General features: G+C 66.8%; 19 protein-coding genes. 10 read left to right on the plus strand and 9 right to left on the minus strand.

Features of this window, described 5'->3' with window-relative positions; genetic code table 11:
* The first annotated feature begins 1 nt into the window (after position 1).
* Positions 2 to 1,063 (plus strand): flagellar biosynthesis protein FlhB, encoded by a 1,062-nt coding sequence (gene flhB / locus ASG20_RS16945; RefSeq protein WP_056055574.1) that lies wholly within the window; start codon positions 2 to 4, stop codon positions 1,061 to 1,063.
* Positions 1,064 to 1,088: 25 nt separating this feature from the next.
* On the opposite strand, the gene ASG20_RS16950 is transcribed toward flhB, so the two are convergent.
* Positions 1,089 to 1,529, minus strand: a complete 441-nt coding sequence (locus ASG20_RS16950) for a flagellar assembly protein FliX (RefSeq protein WP_056055577.1) — start codon at positions 1,527 to 1,529, stop codon at positions 1,089 to 1,091.
* Between the two features lie 79 nt (positions 1,530 to 1,608).
* Between ASG20_RS16950 and ASG20_RS16955 the strand changes: the two genes are divergently transcribed.
* From ASG20_RS16955 to ASG20_RS16985, 7 genes are all read left to right on the plus strand, one after another.
* A complete protein-coding gene (locus ASG20_RS16955; protein ID WP_056055584.1) occupies positions 1,609 to 2,718 on the plus strand; it encodes a flagellar basal body P-ring protein FlgI in 1,110 nt (369 codons plus the stop codon).
* Positions 2,718 to 3,041, plus strand: coding sequence for a rod-binding protein (locus ASG20_RS16960; protein WP_056055589.1), 324 nt, complete (start codon positions 2,718 to 2,720; stop codon positions 3,039 to 3,041). Before ASG20_RS16955 ends, ASG20_RS16960 begins: the two co-directional genes overlap by 1 nt.
* On the plus strand, positions 3,034 to 3,453 hold the full coding sequence (locus ASG20_RS16965; protein ID WP_056055591.1) for a hypothetical protein: 420 nt from the start codon (positions 3,034 to 3,036) through the stop codon (positions 3,451 to 3,453). Before ASG20_RS16960 ends, ASG20_RS16965 begins: the two co-directional genes overlap by 8 nt.
* Before the next feature lie 117 nt (positions 3,454 to 3,570).
* Positions 3,571 to 5,457, plus strand: a complete 1,887-nt coding sequence (locus ASG20_RS16970) for a methyl-accepting chemotaxis protein (protein ID WP_056055596.1) — start codon at positions 3,571 to 3,573, stop codon at positions 5,455 to 5,457.
* Between the two features lie 208 nt (positions 5,458 to 5,665).
* A complete protein-coding gene (locus tag ASG20_RS16975; protein ID WP_082471034.1) occupies positions 5,666 to 7,183 on the plus strand; it encodes an alginate export family protein in 1,518 nt (505 codons plus the stop codon).
* A 90-nt stretch (positions 7,184 to 7,273) separates the two neighbouring features.
* On the plus strand, positions 7,274 to 9,163 hold the full coding sequence (locus tag ASG20_RS16980) for a methyl-accepting chemotaxis protein (protein ID WP_056055599.1): 1,890 nt from the start codon (positions 7,274 to 7,276) through the stop codon (positions 9,161 to 9,163).
* Positions 9,164 to 9,668: 505 nt separating this feature from the next.
* Positions 9,669 to 10,421: an EcsC family protein gene (locus ASG20_RS16985; protein WP_082471035.1), complete on the plus strand. Its 753-nt coding sequence runs from the start codon at positions 9,669 to 9,671 to the stop codon at positions 10,419 to 10,421.
* A 514-nt stretch (positions 10,422 to 10,935) separates the two neighbouring features.
* Here ASG20_RS16985 and ASG20_RS16990 read toward each other — a convergent pair.
* Both ASG20_RS16990 and ASG20_RS16995 read right to left on the minus strand, forming a co-directional pair.
* Positions 10,936 to 11,601, minus strand: a complete 666-nt coding sequence (locus ASG20_RS16990; protein WP_056055603.1) for a flagellar hook assembly protein FlgD — start codon at positions 11,599 to 11,601, stop codon at positions 10,936 to 10,938.
* A 10-nt stretch (positions 11,602 to 11,611) separates the two neighbouring features.
* Positions 11,612 to 12,550: a flagellar hook-length control protein FliK gene (locus ASG20_RS16995; RefSeq protein WP_056055606.1), complete on the minus strand. Its 939-nt coding sequence runs from the start codon at positions 12,548 to 12,550 to the stop codon at positions 11,612 to 11,614.
* Between the two features lie 118 nt (positions 12,551 to 12,668).
* Here ASG20_RS16995 and ASG20_RS17000 point away from each other — a divergent pair, with 118 nt between their 5' ends.
* Together ASG20_RS17000 and ASG20_RS17005 are read left to right on the plus strand one after the other, a co-directional pair.
* A complete protein-coding gene (locus tag ASG20_RS17000) occupies positions 12,669 to 13,232 on the plus strand; it encodes a hypothetical protein (RefSeq protein ID WP_156364400.1) in 564 nt (187 codons plus the stop codon).
* Positions 13,233 to 13,451 (plus strand): hypothetical protein, encoded by a 219-nt coding sequence (locus ASG20_RS17005; RefSeq protein WP_056055612.1) that lies wholly within the window; start codon positions 13,233 to 13,235, stop codon positions 13,449 to 13,451. It abuts the gene before it with no gap.
* A 129-nt stretch (positions 13,452 to 13,580) separates the two neighbouring features.
* On the opposite strand, the gene flhA is transcribed toward ASG20_RS17005, so the two are convergent.
* From flhA to ASG20_RS17035, 6 genes are all read right to left on the minus strand, one after another.
* A complete protein-coding gene (flhA, locus tag ASG20_RS17010) occupies positions 13,581 to 15,662 on the minus strand; it encodes a flagellar biosynthesis protein FlhA (protein ID WP_056055616.1) in 2,082 nt (693 codons plus the stop codon).
* 54 nt (positions 15,663 to 15,716) lie between these two features.
* On the minus strand, positions 15,717 to 17,009 hold the full coding sequence (locus ASG20_RS17015; protein ID WP_231420815.1) for a sigma-54-dependent transcriptional regulator: 1,293 nt from the start codon (positions 17,007 to 17,009) through the stop codon (positions 15,717 to 15,719).
* Positions 17,006 to 17,377 (minus strand): flagellar motor switch protein FliN, encoded by a 372-nt coding sequence (gene fliN / locus ASG20_RS17020; protein WP_231420814.1) that lies wholly within the window; start codon positions 17,375 to 17,377, stop codon positions 17,006 to 17,008. Before fliN ends, ASG20_RS17015 begins: the two co-directional genes overlap by 4 nt.
* On the minus strand, positions 17,374 to 18,966 hold the full coding sequence (gene fliF / locus ASG20_RS17025; RefSeq protein WP_056056055.1) for a flagellar basal-body MS-ring/collar protein FliF: 1,593 nt from the start codon (positions 18,964 to 18,966) through the stop codon (positions 17,374 to 17,376). Before fliF ends, fliN begins: the two co-directional genes overlap by 4 nt.
* A 414-nt stretch (positions 18,967 to 19,380) precedes the next feature.
* Positions 19,381 to 20,049: a FliH/SctL family protein gene (locus ASG20_RS17030; RefSeq protein WP_056055619.1), complete on the minus strand. Its 669-nt coding sequence runs from the start codon at positions 20,047 to 20,049 to the stop codon at positions 19,381 to 19,383.
* 4 nt (positions 20,050 to 20,053) lie between these two features.
* The gene (locus ASG20_RS17035) at positions 20,054 to 21,076 is read right to left on the minus strand and encodes a flagellar motor switch protein FliG (RefSeq protein ID WP_056055622.1); all 1,023 of its coding nucleotides are present in this window, start codon (positions 21,074 to 21,076) and stop codon (positions 20,054 to 20,056) included.
* Between the last annotated feature and the right edge of the window lie 95 nt (positions 21,077 to 21,171).

The following is a 21,171-nucleotide window of genomic DNA, read 5'->3' on the forward strand; positions in this document are numbered from 1 at the left end:
GATGGCGGACAAGGACCAGAAGACGCATGACCCGACCGGCAAGCGGCTCGAGGATGCGCGCAAGAAGGGCGATCTGCCGAGCGCGCCGGAGATGCGGCATGCGGCGATCTTCGCGGCAATGCTGGCGGTCATGGGTGGTCTCGGTGTCCACGCATTCTCGCGGTTGGCGACGATGCTGGTGCGGCTGTGGGGACAGGCGGAGGATTATTCGCTCGCGCCGGACGGTGCGCAGAATATCGCCAGCGGGATCATCTTTCAGATCGGCGTGGTCTTCGCCCCGCTGTTCGGCGCGCTGGTCGCGTTCGCGATCCTGGGCGGCGTGATGCACGGGCGGCCGACGATCTCGTGGTCGCGGGTCTCGCCCAAATGGAGCAAGCTGTCGCCGATTTCGGGCGCCAAAAAATTGTTCGGCAAGCAGGCGCTGGTCGAGTTCGCCAAGACGCTGGCGAAATTGTCGGTGATCGTCGGGGTCGCGGTGTGGGCGTTGTGGCCGCGCGCGAACGCGCTCGACAGCCTGGTCGGTGCGGATGCGGCGGATATCGGGACGACCGCCGCGGGGCTGGTCGTGATGCTCGTCAAGACGGTCGCGGTACCGGTCGGCGCGATCGCGCTGGCCGATCTGCTCTGGCAGCGCCGCACCTGGTTCTCGAAGCTGAAGATGTCGCTTCAGGAGATCAAGGACGAGCACAAACAGAGCGAGGGCGACCCCAAGATCAAGGCGAAGATCCGCTCGATCGCGATCCAGCGGTCGCGGCGGCGGATGATGGCCGCGGTGCCGGGCGCCAGCGTGATCATCACCAACCCGACGCATTATGCGATCGCGCTCAAATACGACCATGGTCGGATGGGCGCGCCAGTGGTGGTGGCGAAGGGTGTCGATACGATCGCGCTCAAAATCCGCGAGATCGCGACGCAGGCGGGGGTGCCGATCGTCGAAAATCGTGTGCTGGCGCGCGCGCTGTACGCCAGCGTCGAGATCGACCGGCCGATCCCGACCGAACATTACGCGGCGGTCGCCGAGGTGATCGGCTACGTGATGCGGATCGCCAAGCGCCTGCGCTAGGCTGCGCTAGGCTGCGCGCGTTACGTCAGGCGTTGAGGTCGAGCTTGGCGAGTTCGACGCGGACGCGCACTTCCAGGTCGCGTGCGACCTTTGCGAACTCGGGCGTCACGGCGGCATCGTCGGGCACGACGAACGCCTCGACCCACGTCGCCAGCTCTTGCACGCGTTCGGGAGGGGCGGCACCGTGCGCAAGATCGTCGCGCAACCGCTCCAGCAACGTCAGGCCGCGATCGGCCTCCACCGCGATCTTCCGTCGACGTTCCGAGACCGGATCGACCGCGGCGAGCGCGACCATCATCTGAACCGAGGTCGCCGATGTCGGGACCACTGGCGGGGGTGTCGATGGCGGTGCCTCGGCGGTGGCCGCGGCGGCCGAGGCGACAGCGGCAGGCAGCGCGAAACCATCGCGGGTGCGCGTGTCGGCGAGCATCGATTGGAGCAGCGGCGTGATGCCGTCGATCCGCATTATTCGTCCCTTCGGTCGGCGGGCGCCATTCCTATCCTATAAGAAATTTGATGTCCAACGTCTCGCGAAAGCCCCGGCCATGCGCCTCCGTCTTGTTTCTCTGATCTGCGCCGCCCTGGCTGCTGCGCTTGGCGTGGTGCCGGCGTCGGCGGGCACGCGCGTGAAAGACATCGTCGATGTCGAGAACGTGCGGTCGAACCAGCTCGTCGGCTACGGGCTGGTGGTCGGCCTTGCCGGCACCGGCGACCGGGTCCGCAACGCGCCGTTCACCGAAGAATCGCTGCAGGCGATGCTCGAGCGGATGGGCGTCAACGTTCGTGATTCCTCGATGAAGCCAGCCAACGTCGCTGCGGTATCGGTGATCGCGACGATGCCGCCGTTCGCGCGCAAGGGCTCGACGATCGACGTCCAGGTCGCCGCGCTCGGCGATGCCACCAATTTGCAGGGCGGCGTGCTGCTCGTATCGTCGCTGCGCGCGCTCGACGGCAAGATCTACGCGGTCGCGCAAGGGCCGGTCGCGGTGTCGGGGTTCAAGGCGCAGGGGGCCGGCGCGAGCGTCAGCCGCGGCGTCGCGACCTCGGCACGGATCGCCGGCGGCGCGATCGTCGAGGAGGAGGTGCCCTACGCGCTGCGCTCCGCGACCAGCCTCAAGCTTGCGCTCAAGAATCCCGATTTCACGACCGCGCGGCATATCGCGGTGGCGATCAACGGCCGGTTCGCCGGGACCGCCAAGGTGCTCGATCCCGGCACGGTCGAGATCGCGCCGGCGGCGTCGTTTACCGGCGACTCGGTCGACCTGCTCGGCGAGATCGAGAATCTGCCGATCGCGGTCGATCAGCCCGCGCGGATCGTCATCAACGAGGCGTCGGGCACCGTCGTGATGAGCGCCGATGTGCGGATCAGTCCGGTCGCGATCGCGCAAGGCGGGCTGACGATCAGCGTCAGCGAGACCCCGGTCGCGTCGCAGCCCGCGCCGTTTTCGAACGGGCAGACCGTGGTGCTGCCACGAACCCGCGTGGCGGTCGACGATGGCGGCGGCGCGTCGCTGGCGATGGTCGGCGGTTCGGCCTCGCTGCAATCGCTGGTCAGTGGGCTCAACACGCTCGGCGTGTCGCCCCGCGACCTCATTACCATTCTCCAGGCGGTCAAGAGCGCGGGCGCGCTCCAGGCCGAGATCGAGGTCCAGTGATGCCGATCGATACGACCATTACAGCAACGCCGGTCGCAATACCGTCCGTCACGCCGAAAGCGCCGCCTTCCGCAGCGGCGAAGGGTACGGAGGCGAAGACCGCGAAATCGTTCGAGGCGGTGTTCCTCGGCCAGATGACCCAGATGATGATGGAGACGGTCGAGACCGACGGTCCGTTCGGGGGTGGTCACGGCGAGGAAATGTTCCGCGGCGTGCTCGCCGAAAAGCTCGGCACCGCGATCGCGGCGAAGGGCGGCATCGGTCTGGCACCCGCCGTCATGGCGCAGATCATCAAATTGCAGGGAGGAACGACGCGTGATTGAACTGGTCAAGAGCCTGACGTCGTTGGCGATGATCCTGGACGAGGAAAACGACCGGCTGACTCGCCCGGCCAATGCCAGCGACCTGCCCGAACTCGTCGCCGCGAAGATACGGCTGGCGGGGATCGTCGAGGCGGAATCGATCCGGCTCGCGCGCGAGCGGCCGCGCTGGCTCGACGACCTGCCCGAGGAGGAGCAGGACGAAATCCGGTCGTTGCTGGAGACGCTGGTCCGCCGGCTGGGCGTGAACGCGAACCTGCTCGAGCGGCGGATCGCGATGTGCGACGAAATCATGGGGGCGATCGCCGCCGAGGCGCGGCGTCTGACCGGCGCGAAGAGTGCGGTGTACGGCGTCCGCGGTACGCTGCTGTCGAGCGAGCAGGCCACGCCGATCTCGATCAACGGCCATTTCTGACCCACCGCGACGCCGTTCCGACACGTCACCGCGACAATGCCGCGCCGCTGCGACCGGTAGGTCCGGCGACCCCCTATAAATCAGAGTGTACGGGGCGGGAGCCTCTTGGAGATCCACATGAAATTCCTCGACAATATCAAGATACCGACGAAAATCGTTTCGTTGCTGCTGATGCTCGGCGTGATCACGATGTTCATCGCCTGGAGCGGGTCGCGTCAGATCCTCATCGCCGATGGTGCCAATACCGAAATGGTCGGCACGATGGCGAACACCGTCAAGATGGTCCGAGCGAGCCGGATGGTCGTGCAGATGACCAACGGAGCCTTTGCAACCACGGTCTATAATGGCACCACACCGGAGGCCCGGGAGGCCGCGCAAAGCGAACAGTCCAGCTACAATTCTGCGCGCGAATTTTTCGGTACGGTCGAGAAGGCGGATCCGGCGCTTAAAGCTCAGATGACGACGTTTGTCGGCCAACTCGACAGGGTCCACGCGCTGACATCGCGCGCCACCGCCTTGGGTTTGCAGAACCGTAACGAGGAAGCCGCAGCCGTCATTGCCGAGGCTCGTCCTCTTATCGCGAAATTCACAGCTGAACTCGTGGCGTTCAATGACTCGCGGATCGAGGCGGCCAACAAGGCCGCAGACGAACTTACGATCGTCGCGAACTCGACGTCGACGATGCTGATCGTGATGGGCATCATCGGTGTGGTGGCTGGCGTCGGACTTGCGCTGATCGTCACGCGCACCGGCATAACCGGCCCGCTTGCCCGACTGCAGAGCCGGATGGGCGAGATCGCCGGCGGCGACTATACGCAGGACGTGACGGGGATCGACCGTGGCGACGAAGTCGGCGCGATGGCCAAGGCGGTTAAGGTGTTCCGTGAGAACGGCATCGCCAAGGATGCCGCCGACGCCGCCAAGGCACGCGCCGATGGGGAGCAGAAGATGGTCGTCGACACCGTGTCGACGCATCTGTCCGAACTGTCGGCGGGTGACCTGACCGCGGCGATCAAGGCCGACTTCCCGCCCGAATACGGCGCGTTGAAGAGCAACTTCAATGAGGCGCTCGACAATCTGCGCGGGCTGATCAGCTCGGTCAGCGAAAGCGCACTGACCATTCGCACCGGCTCGGGCGAAATCGCGCAGGCGTCGGAAGATCTCGCACGCCGCACGGAAAGCAACGCCGCTTCGCTCGAGGAAACCGCAGCCTCGGTCACGCAGATGGATGGCCGCCTGAAAGCCAGCGCGTCGGCATCGACGAAGACCGTCGAGCGCGCCGATCAGGCGATCGCCACCGTCGGTGGTGGCCGTGCGGTCGCCGACGAAGCGGTCCAGGCGATGGGGCGTGTTTCGGAGAGCGCCAAGGGCATCGACAGCGTGATCGAAGGGCTCGACAAGATCGCGTTCCAGACGCGCGTGCTGGCGATGAACGCCGCGGTCGAAGCGGGTCGTGCGGGTGACGCAGGGCGTGGTTTCGCGGTGGTTGCCGATCTCGTCTCCGCGCTGGCGATGCGTGCCGAGGAAGAGGCCAAGCGCGCGCGCGACCAGCTGACCGTGACGCAGACCGATATCGTCACCGCGGTCGAAGCGGTGCAGAAGGTCGATGGCGCGCTCGCCAATATCTCGGGCGACGTCGGCCAGGTCCACGAGCTGCTCGCGACGATGGCCGCGGACAACCAGGCGCAGTCGGCGGCGATCACGCAGATCTCCGCAGCGATCGGCACGATGGACCAGTCGACGCAGCAGAATGCGGCGATGGTCGAGGAAACCTCGGCAGCCGCGCGCAACCTGGCGAGCGAAGTCGGCAACCTCGCCGATCAGGCGAGCCGCTTCAACGTCGGCAATGGCGGCGCAAGTAGCGGCGCACGCGCGAAGATCCAGCAGACGTTCGGCAAGGCGCTGAGCCAGCCGGGCGCAGGCTATGCCTCGCCGGTCAAGCCGCTGCCGGCCGCGGCGATCCCCGCGCTGGTCCGTTCGGACGATGATTGGAACGAGTTCTGATCGAGGCTTAGCCGCAAGGCTGAACAGGAAGCCCGCGTTCCCAACCAGGGACGCGGGCTTTCGTGCGTCTGATAAAGATCGGATATCGAGCTCTGGCCTAAGCCGCGGGCAACACGCGCAACTTTAACAATTGTTCCCTTCGCACCCGAATAATCCGCGCGCGTCCTATCATGAAGGAGACACACCCTCCCACCCAAAAGGCCTCGCCATGGTCTCTCGTACCCTGGCCCGCATCGCGTTGCTGCTGGCGCTCTCCCCGATCTCCGCGACGCCGGTTCTGGCCCAGGCCAAGGATTCGGTGGTCGCGACGGCGACGCCCGATACCGCCGCGCAGACCACCACGCGGGCGACTCCGATCGCCACGGTCTATCCGGCCGAAGCGGCGGGCGATGGTGCGGTGAGCGCGGGGTATGCGATCGCGCGCTGGGCGGAAAACTGGACGCGGTACCGCGATCCCGCGCTGCGCGACGATCCGCTCGATCGGCTGAAGTTTATCCCGATCGCTGGCCGCGACGACGTCTATCTGACACTGTCCGGCGAAATCCGTGGCCGCGTCGATACCGTCACCAATCCCGGTGCGCGCGACGCCGAGAAGATCCGGCAGCGCGAGCTGCGGCTGTTCGCGGGCAGCGATCTCCATCTGGGATCGCATGTCCGCCTTTACGGCGAACTGGCGCATGGCGGTGTCGCCGGCGATCGTGCGACGCAGGCGGGCGCGAACATGCGCAACACGCTGATCGTCCAGCAGGCGTTCGCCGAGGTTTCGACCGCGCTGGACGGCGGCGATGTCGGCGTCCGCTATGGTCGCCAGATCTTCGCGGACGGGCCTGGCGTGCTGGTCAGCCAGGGCGATGCGGGGAACATCCAGGTCGTCCTGAACGGCGCACGCGGCTGGGCGCATTTCCACGCGGTCCGCGCCGACGTGTTCGACTTGCGGTTCACGCGCTACGGTAACGGCGGCACCGGCGACGATCGCGTCGATCATGCGCGGCGTTTCTCGGGCGTCACGACCGGCATCGTCCTGCCGCAGAGCTGGTTCGGTGGATCGAAACTGTATTTCGAGCCCTTCGTGTGGCGGTTGCGCCGCGACGCGGTCACCTTCGGCAGCGACACAGCGCGCGAGGCACGCCGGTTCTACGGGCTGCGACTGTGGGGCGATGCCGGGCGGGTGACGCTCGACTGGAGCGCCAATCGGCAGAGCGGTCGGTTCGGCCCGCGCGCGATCGACGCGTGGCACGTGTTCGCGGCGCAGACCGTCCGGCTCGGCGACGCGGGAACGTCACCGCGGATCGGCCTGCACGTCGATTACGGATCGGGCGGCGGCGCCTATCGGAACGGTTCGCTTCACAACGCGGCGGCACCAGTGCTTGATGGCGGCTATTTCAGCTATCAGGATGCCTTTTCGCCGACCAATTTCGTCGCGGTGGCGCCCAACTTCACGCTGTCGCCGATCACCCGCGTCCGCCTCACCGTCGAAGCGCAGCGGGTGTGGCGGGCGAAGGTCGACGACGCCGTCTATGCGGCGAGCGGGCGCGCCTATGCGGGCACGCAATCGGTGCGCGGCATGCACGTCGCTGACGTCGCCCGCGCGCAGCTCGTCTGGTCGGTTGCGCCGCGGGTCTCGATCACCGGTCGCTACGAACATCTGATCGCACGATCGGTGCTGACGCGCAGCGGGTTCGACAATTCCGACTGCCTGAGCGGCTGGATCAGCATGAAGCTGTAGCCGCACGGCCATCCGGTCGAACGAATTCATAACAGTCCGAGGTTTTGCGCGATCTTCCGCGTGGCCAAGGTCGAACAGGAGAGACGTTAAATGGGAATGCTCAACAACGCGAAGATCTCGACCAAGGTCGTGTCCTTGCTCGTGCTGCTGGGATGTATCACGCTGGCGATAGCGTGGTTCGGATCGTCCAAGATCGCGACGGTCGATGCGTCGTATTCACGGCTGATCGACCAGAAGCTGACCGGCACGATGTTCCGATCGCGGGGCAACACCCGGATGAACGCGATGATGTACGACGGCTACAAGATCGCCGTGGTCGGCGCGAACAGCGAGGAGGGGCGCAAGACGCTCGCGAAATTCCAGGTCGATGCCGACAAGATCGCATCCGATCTCGAACGCGGCAAGGTCGCCAACCCGCCGGCCGTCGCCGAGCTCAACGAGACCCTGCGCGGAATGCAGCAGGTCCGCGCCCTGGTCGAACGCGCGAACCAGCTGAGCGCGCAGAATCGTGCGGGCGAGGCGATCGCCGTGCTCGGCCAGGCGGACGCGGTGATGACGCCCACGTTCGAAAAGTCGTTGTCGCTGGTCGATCGTAACGCCGATCAGGCATCGGTCGAGTCGGCCAAGCTGACCGACGTGAGCATGGCGACGGTCAGCATGCTGTATATCGTCGCGATCATCGCGATCATTGCGGGCGTCGGTCTGGCGATGCTGATCACGCGCTTCGGGATCACCGGGCCGCTCAATCGTCTCCAGGCGCAGATGGGCGACATTGCCGGTGGCAACTATGCCAAGGACGTCGAGGGCACGGATCGTGCGGACGAAGTCGGTGCGATGGCCAATGCAGTGAAGGTGTTCCGCGAGAACGGCATCGCCAAGGACACCGCCGACACCGCCAAGGCACGCGCCGATGCCGAACAGAAGATGGTCGTCGACACCGTGTCGACGCATCTGTCCGAACTGTCGGCAGGTGACCTGACTGCGGCAATCAAGGCCGACTTCCCGCCTGAATACGGCGCGTTGAAGAGCAACTTCAACGAAGCGCTCGACAATCTGCGCGGGCTGATCAGCTCGGTCAGCGAAAGTGCGATGACGATCCGTACCGGCTCGGGCGAAATCGCGCAGGCGTCGGAAGATCTCGCACGCCGTACGGAAAGCAACGCCGCCTCGCTCGAGGAGACCGCGGCTTCGGTCACGCAGATGGATGGCCGCCTGAAGGCGAGTGCGTCGGCGTCGACGCAGACCGTCGAGCGCGCCGACCAGGCGATCGCCACCGTCGGTGGTGGCCGTGCGGTCGCCGACGAAGCGGTCCAGGCGATGGGGCGTGTTTCGGAGAGCGCCAAGGGCATCGACAGCGTCATCGAAGGGCTCGACAAGATCGCGTTCCAGACGCGCGTGCTGGCGATGAACGCCGCGGTCGAGGCCGGTCGTGCGGGTGACGCAGGGCGCGGTTTCGCGGTGGTTGCCGATCTCGTCTCGGCCCTGGCGATGCGCGCCGAGGAAGAAGCGAAGCGTGCGCGCGACCAGCTGACGGTCACGCAGACCGATATCGTCACCGCGGTCGAAGCGGTGCAGAAGGTAGACGGCGCGCTCGCCAATATCTCGGGTGACGTCGGCCAGGTGCACGAGCTGCTCGCGACGATGGCGGCGGACAACCAGGCGCAGTCGGCGGCGATCACGCAGATCTCCGCGGCGATCGGCACGATGGACCAGTCGACGCAGCAGAACGCGGCGATGGTCGAGGAAACTTCGGCCGCCGCGCGCAACCTGGCGAGCGAAGTCGGCAACCTTGCCGATCAGGCCAGCCGCTTCAACGTCGGCAATGGCGGTGGCAACAGCGGCGCACGCGCGAAGATCCAGCAGACCTTCGGCAAGGCGCTGAGCCAGCCGGGCGCAGGCTATGCCTCGCCGGTCCGCCCGCTGCCGGCGGCCGCGATCCCGGCGCTGGTCCGTTCGGACGACGACTGGAACGAGTTCTGATCGAGGCTTAGCCGCAAGGCTGAACAGAAAGCCCGCGTCCCCCATCAGGGACGCGGGCTTTCGTGCGTCTGCGGGCTTCGGGGCAGGCACCCCGATCGGCATGCCAAGTCGACATTAACAACGCCCATGTAGGCTCCTCCGTCAGAAAGAAGTGGCCCCACAAGCAGCGGAAGGAGTGAATGGCACGGGGCCTTGGTTACGCGGTGCGCCCGTCGCTTGCCGCCCGCTCCGTCAGGCTTCGCCCAAGAACTGTCGTTCGATGAGCGAAAACCCAAAGCGAGAAGCAGCCGTTCGTTCATCTCGATCCCGCCGGCTACTGACGGGTGGGATTAACTATCGAGGCCGCACGGGCGGCGGATAGCGGACAGGCGCCTCGGGACACACAGGGTTCGTGGGGTCGTTGCGACCGCTACTCTGCCCGACCTAATTCCGGGCAGCGACCGCTCTACAAACTGGTCAAGTTCCGGCTCGTGACCTACAGTAACCGAACAACAAGGGGGTATGCATGCAGCTAATCAGTCAAGAGAAGATCGAGCAGGCGCTCGATTGGGCCTACGACAAGTCGGTGAACGGGGTCGCCGGCTTGGACTCCGCGTTCGAAATGGCCGAAAGCTATATGAAGGGGGACGCTGCTCGCATTGATCAGGTCAACGCGCTCATCCGGTTTCAAAATGCTAAAGCAGGGACGTCCGGATTCCTTTCCGGTCTGGGAGGTCTGATCACCCTTCCCGTCGCATTGCCCGCAAATATCACCAGCGTGCTGTACGTGCAGATCCGGATGATAGCGGCGATCGCTCACATGGGCGGGCACAACATCAAAGATGATCGCGTGAAGACACTGGTTTATTCGTGCTTGGTCGCCAACAGCGCCAAGGACGTGGCAAAGAACTTCGGAATCACCGTGGGCGGAAAGCTGGCCACGAACGCGATCAAAAACATTCCGGGAAAGACGCTCATCGAGATCAACAAGCGGGTAGGTTTCAGGCTTATCACCAAGTTCGGCGAGAAAGGCGTCATCAACCTAGGTAAGGCCATCCCGCTGCTGGGCGGCATTATCGGCGGATCCTTCGACGCTTACGCAACCAATAAGGTCGGCAACGTCGCGCGCGACACGTTCATCTCTTTGACGCCGCCCGCGGACGTGGAACCGAAGCCCGAGCCCAAGCCAAAACAAGAGCCGGCACCGAAGGTAGTACGCGTTGTTGGGAAAACGACCCGGCGCACTCGAAAAACGGGCCCAACTTCGGTGGAGGATTAAGCGTCGGGCATTCGTGACGCGGCTATGATCGCCTGACCGGATCGAAGGCGCTTCGGATGAAGCCGAAGCGTGATTCAGGGGGGCAGTTGCTCCCGCTCGGTTGTAAGGCTCGCAGAGGCAATAAGCTTTCGCGTCAAGCTAATAACGGCAGGGGCGACCCGTGGCAAACACGCGGTCGCCACTCCGACATCGGGGTAATGCACCGATGGCACAGCGGCGATCGGACACTCGCGGACACTCAGACGCCCGCTGCACCGCTTGGGCTCACGGCACCCGATCGCCCGGCGATCAGCCGTTTACATAGATTTGGTGCCGCAAAGCGGACGGTCCGCTTTCCTTCCCAATCCGGCCATTTAGCTTACGCCTGCCAGATCCTATGACGAGGGAGACTCTGGACGCCGCGACCGTTTTCCGAGAGGCTTGGCGTCGCATGCGCTCGCAACAGTCGCGGACATGTGAAAGCCCCGGCGTGCGGGGACACGCCGGGGCTCGCTGACGGCCGGTCCGGTGGATCTCAGCTGGCGGTGAGGCGGATCAGTTTGTCCATCGGCAGTTGCGTGCCGTTGACGCCGAGCGTGACCGAGCCGCCGGCGCCGCCGCCGACGACGTCCTGAACAAGGCCGGTGCTGGTGATGCCGACCGGCACCGCCTGGCCGTTCGCATCGATGCCGGTCAGCGACAGCGTGTAGGCGCCGTCCGATGCCTTCGATCCGTTCGCCAGCGTCCCGTCCCAGGCGACGCGGCCGGTCAGCCCGTCGGGCGCGATATCGCGCGTCGCGACGGTCTTGCCCGACGCGTCCGCGAACGTCGCGGTCAGCGTGGTAATCGCGCGATCGGTCTTGTACCCCCATTGCGCAGGGCCGGTCGACGACAGGCCGGAGACGGGCGTGTCGAACGACGCCTGCCGGCCGATGAAGCCCGAGGCCTGCGCCATGTTCTGCGTCGACAGCTGAGTCAGGATCTCCTGCAACGTCGAGGTCTGCTTCGTGGTCTGCTGGACCTGCGTGTATTGCGCGAGCTGTTGCGTGTATTCGGTCGAATCCATCGGCTTCAGCGGATCCTGGTTCTGCATCTGCGTCGTCAGCAGCTTCAGGAACAGGTTGAAGTCGGAGGTCGCGCCCGAGACCGTGCCGTTCTTATCCTGCGCGGTCAGGGCGGTGCCGATCGTGGAAACTGTCATGCTGTTATCCTCAGGCCATCAGGTCGATGCGGCCGCGCGGATTGAGCGGTCGCCAAACGGGATCGACGTCGGCGCCGCCATCGGCGTCGACTTCATCGGAATAATAGGGGCTCGCGGGCTGGTGCTGGCGCGGCTGGCCGTCGGCCGTGCCGTTGTTGCCGCCACCGGTCCCGGCGCGCGTATCGAAGCGGAGGCTCTGCTGATCCGCGCGGACGCCGGCATCGCCGAGCGCACGGTTGAGATCGGCACTGTCGCGGCGCAGCAGGTCGAGCGAGGCGGGGTTATCCGCCGAGACGACCGCGCGCAGCACGCCGTCGTCGTCGAAATGCATCCGCACCTCGATCCGGCCCAGGTCGCGCGGATCGAGCCGTACCGTCATCGCCTCGCCACCGTCGGTGCGAACGTGGCGCGCGATCGCGACGCCCATGTCGTGGCCCATCTGGCCGGGGGTGGGCGTGACGGTAACGGTGGGCGTGGCGGGGGGCGGTGTCGACGCGGTGGCGAGCGGCTGGGCGCTTGCCGCGGTCGGTATGGCTTGGGCGTGCGGGGGCGTGACCGCGGACGGCATTGCCGTAGCGGTGTCCGCCTGCTGTCCGACGATCGGGGTACCGGCAGGTAGAGCGTCGGTTTTCAACAACGGCGCAAAGGGCGTGACGGAGTCCGTGGGGTCCGCCTGCGTCACCGCGTCGGCATTGCGCGAGGCTGCGATCGAGCGTGGCGTGGTCCGACCGGCACTTGGCGATGGGGGCGTTGTATCGTCGTCGGAGCGGAGATTGACGCCGGCCTGATGCGGCGCAGCCATCTGCGCCAGGGCGTTTGCCGGTGGTGTCACGAGGACTGCCGCAAGTGGCGCCGACGCGTCGGGTGCCGGCGTCTTCTCTGCGGTGCCCAGGTTTTCGGCATTCGGTGCGGATACGGGGGCGGTCTTTTCGTCCGGCACCGTCTGCATCACGCCGGCTTTCCCGCCGCGTGTCGCTGTGACGGGACGTCCCGTTATCGCAGCGGCAGCAGCCGGGACTGCCGCCGTTGGAGCTGGCGTCGTTGCGGGGTTGGCGGACGCCGCCGCGGTGAGGACCGGAACTGTTGCGATCGCGGGCGAAGGCTGTGTCGTCGACGGCAGCGTGCGATCCGCCACGGTCTCGTCGTCGGAGGCCGGCGTGTTCTTGATCGCGCCGCGCACCGAAGTCGACGGTGCCGTCGCGGGCGCGATTGGCCCCGATTTCGGAGACGGCGGCGAAGCGGTTTTCGATGCCAATATCGCGTTCGCCGACGCCGATCCCGGCGCGGGCTTCGCGGCGATAGAAGGCGAGGCTGCGTCGCCGGTACCATTAGTCGTCGGCGTGGACGGCTTAGCGTTGGCCTCGATTGGCGTCGTTGTTGCGGGCAGCGCGGTCTGCGATGGTCGATCGCCGATAGCTGCCGCCGCGAGGTCGATGAGTGCAAGTTTGGCGGTTGGCGCAGGCGTAGCGATAGCGGGCGACACGGCTGCGTCCGTCGAATCCGTCCTCGCGTCACTCGGCACGGGGGCCGAGCCTTCTGCATTCGAAGCGGCCGTCGCCGGGCTGGGCGGGGCAGGGACCAACGGCGCGCCGAGAGGCGACGTCGCGGGCATAGCGGTCGCGAGCCCGTAGGTGTCAGCGATCAGCCGCGCGGCGGGGGGCGACGACGCCGTCGCCGTTTGTGCCAGCACTATCGGTGCGCCACCCGATCGGGCGGCGGCGAAGGGCAGCTGTGACGTCGCGTCGGCAGTCGTCGCGCTACGCGACCCTTGCCCGGTCTTCGTCGGGCCGAACCCCGTTCCGGCGAGCGCCGCGTCGAAGCCTACGCCGGGCGACGTCGCCGGCCGCTGACCGGCAACCGCGACGGTGTCGAGACCTGGCAACACGGAGAAGCTCGGCGGGGTCATGCGTGTCCTCGACGCGGTGATCGGCGTATCATGGTCTTATTATAGGCGGTTCGCGGGCTGTCGGGCGCGGCGGTCACCCGACCACCCCGAGCGAGCGGATGCGGGCTCTCGCGTGGACTTCGTTCTGCGAGAGGACGACGGTGGCGGGGCGGACGCGTTCGATGATCGAGCGGACGAACGGCCGGATCGCCGGATTGGTCAGCAGGCACGGAATCTCGCCCTCGGTCGCGAGCCGGTCGAAGGTTTCGCGGATCGCGGCGAGGAACGCGTGCAGGCTCGACGGCGCCATCGCCAGATGCCGGTCGTCGCCTTGCCCGACCAGGCTTTCGGCGAACGCCTCGTCCCACTCGCCCGACAGCGTAACGATCGGGATCGCTCCTTCGCGTGTCTGCTGCGCGGAAATCTGGCGCGCCAGCCGGCCGCGGACATGCTCGGTCATCTGGGTGATGTTGGCAGTCAGCGGCGCCGCCTCGGCGATACCCTCGAGGATCGTCGGCACGTCGCGGATCGAGATCCCCTCGGCGAGCAGGTTCTGGAGAATGCGCTGCACGCCCGACACGCTGATCTTGGCGGGCACGATATCGGCGACGAGCTTCTCCGACTCCTTGTGGACTTCATTGAGCAGCTTCTGCGTCTCGGTATAGCTCAGCAGGTCGGCGATGTTGTCCTTCACCAGCTCGGTCAGGTGGGTGGTGATGATCGTGCCGCAATCGACCACCGTCAGCCCGCGCATCCCCGCCTCGTCGCGCAGTTCGCGGTCGATCCACAGCGCAGGCAGGCCGAACACGGGTTCGCGGGTCGCCTCGCCCGGCAGCGACAGCGAGTCCTGCGGCGGGTTGATCACGAGCAGGCGATCGAGCCGGATCTCGCCGCGCGCGGCCTCGGTCTCCTTGATGTGGACGACGTATTCGTTCGGCTTCAACGCCATGTTGTCGAGGATCCGTACCGATGGCAGCACGAAGCCGAAATCGACCGCCATCTGCCGGCGTAGCGCGCGGACCTGATCGTCGAGCCGGGGCTCGCGGCGTTCGTCGTTGATGATCGGCAGCAGCGCATAGCCGATCTCGATCCGCACCGCGTCGATCGCCAGCGTGCGCGAGATCGGTTCCTCGTCGGGCATCGCATCGGCATCCGCCGCGGCCTTGTCCATGCGATCCTGGACGACGCGGGTGCGCGCATCGCGATCGAGCTTGTACGCCGCCCAGCCGCAGGCCGCCGAGAACACCGCGAACGGGATGAACGGCAGGCCGGGGATGATCGCCAGCATCCCCATCATCACCGAGACCATCCCGAACGCCTTGGGATAGCGGCCGAGCTGGTCGCCGAGCGCAGCGCCGGTCTTGCCCGCGACGCCGCCCTTCGAGACGAGCAGGCCGGCGGCGATCGAGACGATCAGCGCGGGGATCTGGCTGACCAGGCCATCGCCGACCGTCAGCAGAGTGTAGGTGTGGAACGCCTCGCCGAACGGTACGCCGTGGACCGCGACGCCCATGATCAGGCCGACGAAGACGTTGATCGCGGTGATCAGCAACGCGGCGACCGCGTCGCCCTTCACGAACTTCGACGCACCATCCATCGCGCCGTAGAACCCGCTCTCGGCTTCGACTTCGGCGCGGCGTTCCTTGGCTTGGCGCTCATCGATCGTGCCGGCGTTGAGATCGGCGTCGATCGCCATCTGCTTGCCGGGCATCGCGTCGAGGCTGAAACGCGCGGCGACTTCGGCGATACGCCCGGCGCCCTTGGTGATGACGACGAAGTTGATCACGATCAGGATCGCGAAGATGGTGAGGCCGATCACGGTCTCGCCCCCGATCAGGAATTCGCCGAACGCCGCGATCACGCCGCCGGCAGCGTGCGAGCCCTCATGGCCATGCGCGAGGATCAGCCGCGTCGAGGCGAGGTTGAGGCCGAGCCGGAGCATCGTCGAGATCAGCAGGATCGTCGGGAACGCCGACAGCTGGAGCGGCTTGTCGATGAACAGCGCGGTCATCAGGATCATGACCGACAGCGTGATCGACAGCGCCAGGCCGAGATCGAGCATCCAGCCGGGCATCGGCAGGATCAGCATGCCGATGATCGCGATCACCCCGACCGCGAGCGCCATGTCGCGATTGGCGCCGATGCGCTGCAGGAAATTGGCGATGACTGGCGGCATGGCGATGCGGGTCCGGATCAGATGGAGGGGGCAGGGGGCAGGTAGCGGGCCGGATCAGGTGGCGGGGATGATCGCGATCCCCGCTTCGACGAAGCTCTTCAGCTTGTTGCGCATCGTCCGGACCGAGATGCCGAGGATCCCCGATGCGGAGGTGCGGTTGCCGCGACAGCGTTCGAGCGTCTTGAGGATCAGCGCGCGTTCGACATCCTCGACGGTATGGCCGACGAGACGGTCGACGCCGGGCGTCGCCTCGTCGGTGGTGCGTGCCAGTCGCGTGCCGTCGGCGAGCACCAGATCGTCGGGACCGACCACCGGGCCGCGTGCGAGCACGGTGGCGCGGTGGACGACATCCTCGAGTTCCTGGACGTTGCACGGCCAGCTGTGGCGCGCGAGCAAGGCGAGCGCGGAGTCGGCGATCGGGCGGACCGCGATCTGCTCCACGCGGGCGGCTTGCTCGGCGAAATGCGCCGCCAGCGCGGGGATATCGCCGACCCGGTCGCGCAGCGGCGGCAGTGCGATCCGCACCGTGCCGAGCCGCGCGGCGAGGTCTGCATGGACCGTCCCGGCGGCGGCGGACACCGCCAGATCGGCGTGCGCGGAGGTGATGATCCGGGTGTCGGCATAGCCCGACGCTAGCGCGTGCGCGAGCCGGGTCTGCGTGTCGAGCGGCAGGCGGTCGACCTCGCGCAGGAACAGCGTGCCGCCGCGTGCCTCGTCGAGCTTGCCCCGCCGCGGCGGCAGGGCGCCACCGGCCGCGCGGCCGAACAGGTCGGCTTCGATCGCGGTCGGGGTGCCGTGCGCGGCGTCGACGATCAGGAACCGCCCGGTGCGTCCGGAGATGGCGTGGATCGAGCGCGCGAGCATCGTCCGCCCGGTCTTGGGTTCACCGACGATCGACAAGGCGATCCGGCTCGGTGCGATCGACCAGGCATAGCCGACCGCACGGACGAAGCTCGGGTCCTTGCCGATCAGCGTGCCCGGTGGTGCGGCCGCCGCGTTGGTGAGGATCGCGGCGATCAGCGCGTGGTCGGGCGGCAAGGAGACGTAGTCGCGGGCACCCGCCCGGATCGCGGCCACCGCCTGCTCGGCCTGGACGTCGATCCCGCAGGCGATCACCGGCATCACGAACGCCTCGATGCGGAGGCTGGTGATGAACCCGGCGACATCGGCGGCAACGTCGATCATCACCAGCCCGACGCTGGTCTCGCGCAGGATCGCCAGCGCCGTATCGATATCGTCCGCGATCGAGACGGTCGCACCGTTGTCGCGCGCCATCTGCGCGGCTATCTTCAGGACCGCATCCGCACCGATCAACAGCAGATGGGGGTCGTCGCCGGTGCGGATCACGCGCGATTTTCCTGCTGGAGGATTTCGGTCAGCGTGATGCCGAGCATGTTGTCGATCAGCACCACTTCGCCGCGGGCGATCAGGCGATCGTTGACGAAGATGTCGACCGGTTCGCCGACGCGACGATCGAGTTCGACGACCATACCGGCCTTCAGCTTGAGCAGGTCGCCGATCAGCATCTTCGATCGGCCGAGGACGGCGTGAACCTTGACCGGCACGTCGAAGACCGCCTGGAGATCGGCATTGCCGGACATCGCCGCGGCGGCGACATCGGCGGGGTCGTCGAACTCCTCGAGGAACGCGACGGGCACGATGTCGTCGGGGTCGGTAAGATGCGGCACGGGGTTGGTCATCTGCGTATCCATCATGCGTTCATCCATTGGCGAATTACGGCGGCGGCTTCGGGCGGGGCCGCGGTGATCGCGTCACCCACCCGGCGAAGCGCGCCGAATTTGACTTGGCCATCGACCTGCGCGAGCGCGATTTCCTCATCGAGCGCGGGGCCATTGGCTTCGAGCAGCGGGCGCTGGACGCTGCCCGGCACGGCGCCGGACTGGTCGGGCAACGCGGCCAGCTCCGCGGTCTGCGCGGTGAGCAGGCGCTCCGCCGCAGTGCCGGTTTCGCCGCTCGCCTGCGGCCGGATCATCCTGAGCGCGACCAGCCCGACCCCGGCGATCAGCAACAGCTTGCCCAGCATCCACAGCTGATCGACGGGCAGCCGCGACAGGAAGCCGGAGTCGGTATCCTTGAGGCTGTCGTCGGCGGCGAACGCCATGCTTTCGATCACGACGCTGTCGCCGCGTGCGGTGTCCGCGCCGACCGCATTCTCGACCAGCCGCGTCAGCCGCTGGATCTGCGCCGCGGGCAGCCCCTTGGCGCCGCCATCGACCATCACTGCGACCGACAGCCGCTTGATCCGGCCGGGCGCGCGGTCGACGACGCTGTGCGTCTTGCTGTTGTCGTAGGTCGTATCCTCCGACGTCTCGTCATGCGCTTCGCTGCGGTTGGTCCCGGTGCCGCCGGCCTGGGGCTGTGCGTCGGGGAGCTGCCTGGCGATGCTGGCGCCTTGCGGGGCGGCCTGCGTGTCGGCGTTCTGATCCTTGCCGGAGACCGACACCTGATGCGCGATCACCTGCTTGTCGGGATCGAAGACGTTGGATTCCTCCTGCGTGCGGTCGCGGTCGATCTCGGCGGAGACTTCGGCGCGAACCTTGCCCTGGCCGACGATCGGCGCGAGCATCGCCTCGATCTCGTCGCGCATGCCGGACTCGACGGTCGCCTGACGTTCGTCGATGTCGCTCGATCCCATCGTTCCGGCGTCGCCCGCGCGGGCGAGCAACGCGCCGGTCTGATCGACGATCGAGACGGACTCGGGCGACAGGTCGGGCACCGAGGACGAGACGAGGTAGCGGATCGACTGGACCGCTTCGGCTCCGAGCCGACCCTTGGTCTTGACGGTGACCGCGGCGCTCGCCTTGGTGGTCTGGGTTGCGAACATCGCGCGGTCGGGCATGACGATATGGACGCGCGCGCGGGAGATGCTCTGCAGCGTCTCCACCGACTTCGCCAGTTCGCCTTCGATCGCGCGCGTCTCGTTCATCTTGGCGCGGCTCGCGGAGACGCCGAACGGCTCCTCCTCGTCGAGCACGTCGTAGCCGATCTTGCCGCCCAGCTTCTCTCCGGCCATGCCCATCCGCAGTTCGGCGAGCTTGTCCTCGGGCGCCATGATCGAGGTGCCGTCGGCCGACAGCTGGAAGGCGACGTTCTGCGCCTTCAGCTTTTCGGCGATCGACTGTGCCGCGCTCGGGTCGAGGTCGGTGTAGAGAAACCCCATCGTCGAGTCGCCGCCGCGCGTCGCCACCACCGCGAGAACGGCGAGCAGCGCAGCAGCGATTCCTCCCATCAGGAGCAGGCGCTGGCGACCGATCTGCCCCAACACTGTCCGTATCTGATCCAAGCGAAACCCCATTCGAAACGGCAGCAATGCCTGATTTCATTATAGGAGAGACGCGAGGCGGCAGTTCTTGCCGGGCGGAAACTTTTGCCGACCGGTGATCGGGTGGTCGTCTGAAGCGGCGTCGTCAGGCCGGGCGGTGCGATGGTTCGTCATTCCCGCGCAGGCGCGAACCCATACTGGCAGGCTTCCGAACATGATCGCCAAGACCGGAGCATCTGGGTCCCCGCCTCCGCGGGGATGACGAGGACGCTCTACGACGGATCGATCCACAGGCGTCGAATTTCGATCCTCCCCCGCCAGGGGGAGGTGGCTGGCGCTTGCCAGACGGAGGGGGAGGACAGGGAAACCTCTGTTCCGTGTCCTCCCCCTCCGACACCTTTGGTGCCACCCCCCCTGGCGGGGGAGCATGCAGGATCAGCCGTCGACGCGTTCCAGGACCGGACCGAGCGCTGCTTCGACGGCGGCGATGCGCGTCGCGGCTTCGAGGACGACGCCGCCGCGATCCCAGTGGATATGCGCGTCGCCGATCGCCAGCGCGGCATCCGCGTGGACGGTCAACGCGAGATGGCGGCGGTCGCCGTTCTGGCGGATCGCCACGAGGCGTTCGATCTCGGGGACCAGATCGGGTGCGACGGCGACGCCGATCTCCTGCCCGCGGGCGACCTGTTGCAGCGCGCGGCCGATCGCCGCGTCGATCGCGCCGCCGGGATATTCGACGAGCGCGCGACCGGCGAGCAGTTCCGCGGCGACGATCGCGACCGACGCCGCCTCGCGTGCGGCCTCCTGTGCCACGCTTTCGAGCTCCGCCTCGACCGTTTCGATTGTCGCATGAAGCGCGTCGACCGCGGCAAGCAGCGCGGTATCGCGATCGGATTGCGCCTGGGCGAGCCCTGCGTCGAACCCGTCCGCGCGGGCGACCGCGACGTGGCGGTCGCAATCGGCACGGGCGAGCGCGAGTTCGGCCTCCAGCGTCGCAATCATCAGCTGGAGGTCCTCGGTCTCCGCATGCGCGGTACGGAGCGGAACGGCGGTTTCGAACACGCGATCGAACGCGAACGGACGGATGTGGAAGGCTGCGTCCATGATCTCAGACGATCATCGCATCGTTGCTCTTCGGATCGACCAGCAGGATATCGCCGCTGTCGGCGAGCTGCTTGGCGAGCCGGACGAGCGCGGTCTGCGCTTCCTCGCAATCGCGCGCGCGCACCGGGCCCATCGCGGCCATGTCCTCGCGCATCAGCTTGGCCGAGCGCTCGGTCATCGTACCGAGGAACAGGCGGCGGATTTCGTCGGTGGCTCCCTTGAGCGCCAGCGCCATCTGTCGCTTGTCGGCCTGACGGACGATCACCGCGGCAGCCTGCGGGACCAGCCCGCCGAGATCCTCGAACGTGAACATCAGCGCGCGGATCCGCTCGGCGGACTCGGGCGCGTGTTCATCGAGCGCGTAGAGCATCGCCTCTTCGGTCGACCGGTCCATCGCGTTGAACACCTCGGCCATCGCCTCGTGCGGATCGTGGCGTTGCGCGCGCGACAGGTTGTTCATGAACTCGCTGCGCAGCGTCTGCTCGACCTGGAGCAGCACGTCCTTCTGGACGGTCTCCATCCGCAACATCCGCTGGATGACCTCGGTGGCGATGTCCTGGGGCAATTGCGCGAGCACGCCGGCGGCGTTTTCGGGCTTCAGCTTCGACAGGATGACCGCGACGGTCTGCGGATATTCGTTCTTGAGATAGCGCGCGAGCACCGACTCGCTGACGTTGGACAGCTTGTCCCACATCGTCCGGCCGGCGGGACCACGGATGTCCTCCATGATCTCGCGGACGCGGTCGGTCGGCAACACGCCGTCGAGCAGGCGTTCGGCGGTCTCGTACGAGCCGTGGAGCGCGTTCATGCTGGTGACTTCGCCGGTGAAGCTGACGAGCAGGTGCTCGGCGACATGCGACGGCACGCGACCGAGCTGGGCGATCGCCGACGACAGGTCCTTGACCTCCTCGACCGACAATTGATCCCAGATCGGTGCGCCATGCTCCTTGCCGAGGGTCAGCATCAGCGCGGCGGCGCGCTCGATGCCGGAATAGCGCTTGAGTTCGGGCGGTTCGGCCAGCGTCATGGTCCGCGTGTGCTCCAAAAGATCGCGTCGGGAACCGGCCCGTACGCTTCCCCCCTATTATAGGAGAGAGCGATCGATCCGGACGGCGCTCGAAG

The sequence above is a fragment of the Sphingomonas sp. Leaf198 genome, from assembly GCF_001424005.1.
Classification (GTDB): domain Bacteria; phylum Pseudomonadota; class Alphaproteobacteria; order Sphingomonadales; family Sphingomonadaceae; genus Sphingomonas.

Bases quoted from the DNA above. Each gene is read 5' to 3' on its own strand.
- ASG20_RS16950 (WP_056055577.1), bottom strand. From the start codon at position 1,529: ATGCGGATCGACGGCATCACGCCGCTGCTCCAATCGATGCTCGCCGAC.
- ASG20_RS16955 (WP_056055584.1), top strand. From the start codon at position 1,609: ATGCGCCTCCGTCTTGTTTCTCTGATCTGCGCCGCCCTGGCTGCTGCG.
- ASG20_RS16985 (WP_082471035.1), top strand. From the start codon at position 9,669: ATGCAGCTAATCAGTCAAGAGAAGATCGAGCAGGCGCTCGATTGGGCC.
- ASG20_RS17035 (WP_056055622.1), bottom strand. From the start codon at position 21,076: ATGACGCTGGCCGAACCGCCCGAACTCAAGCGCTATTCCGGCATCGAG.
- fliN (WP_231420814.1), bottom strand. From the start codon at position 17,377: ATGATGGATACGCAGATGACCAACCCCGTGCCGCATCTTACCGACCCC.
- ASG20_RS16995 (WP_056055606.1), bottom strand. From the start codon at position 12,550: ATGCAGACGGTGCCGGACGAAAAGACCGCCCCCGTATCCGCACCGAAT.
- ASG20_RS16975 (WP_082471034.1), top strand. From the start codon at position 5,666: ATGGTCTCTCGTACCCTGGCCCGCATCGCGTTGCTGCTGGCGCTCTCC.
- ASG20_RS16990 (WP_056055603.1), bottom strand. From the start codon at position 11,601: ATGACAGTTTCCACGATCGGCACCGCCCTGACCGCGCAGGATAAGAAC.
- ASG20_RS16980 (WP_056055599.1), top strand. From the start codon at position 7,274: ATGGGAATGCTCAACAACGCGAAGATCTCGACCAAGGTCGTGTCCTTG.
- ASG20_RS16960 (WP_056055589.1), top strand. From the start codon at position 2,718: ATGCCGATCGATACGACCATTACAGCAACGCCGGTCGCAATACCGTCC.
- ASG20_RS16970 (WP_056055596.1), top strand. From the start codon at position 3,571: ATGAAATTCCTCGACAATATCAAGATACCGACGAAAATCGTTTCGTTG.
- ASG20_RS17030 (WP_056055619.1), bottom strand. From the start codon at position 20,049: ATGGACGCAGCCTTCCACATCCGTCCGTTCGCGTTCGATCGCGTGTTC.
- flhB (WP_056055574.1), top strand. From the start codon at position 2: ATGGCGGACAAGGACCAGAAGACGCATGACCCGACCGGCAAGCGGCTC.
- flhA (WP_056055616.1), bottom strand. From the start codon at position 15,662: ATGCCGCCAGTCATCGCCAATTTCCTGCAGCGCATCGGCGCCAATCGC.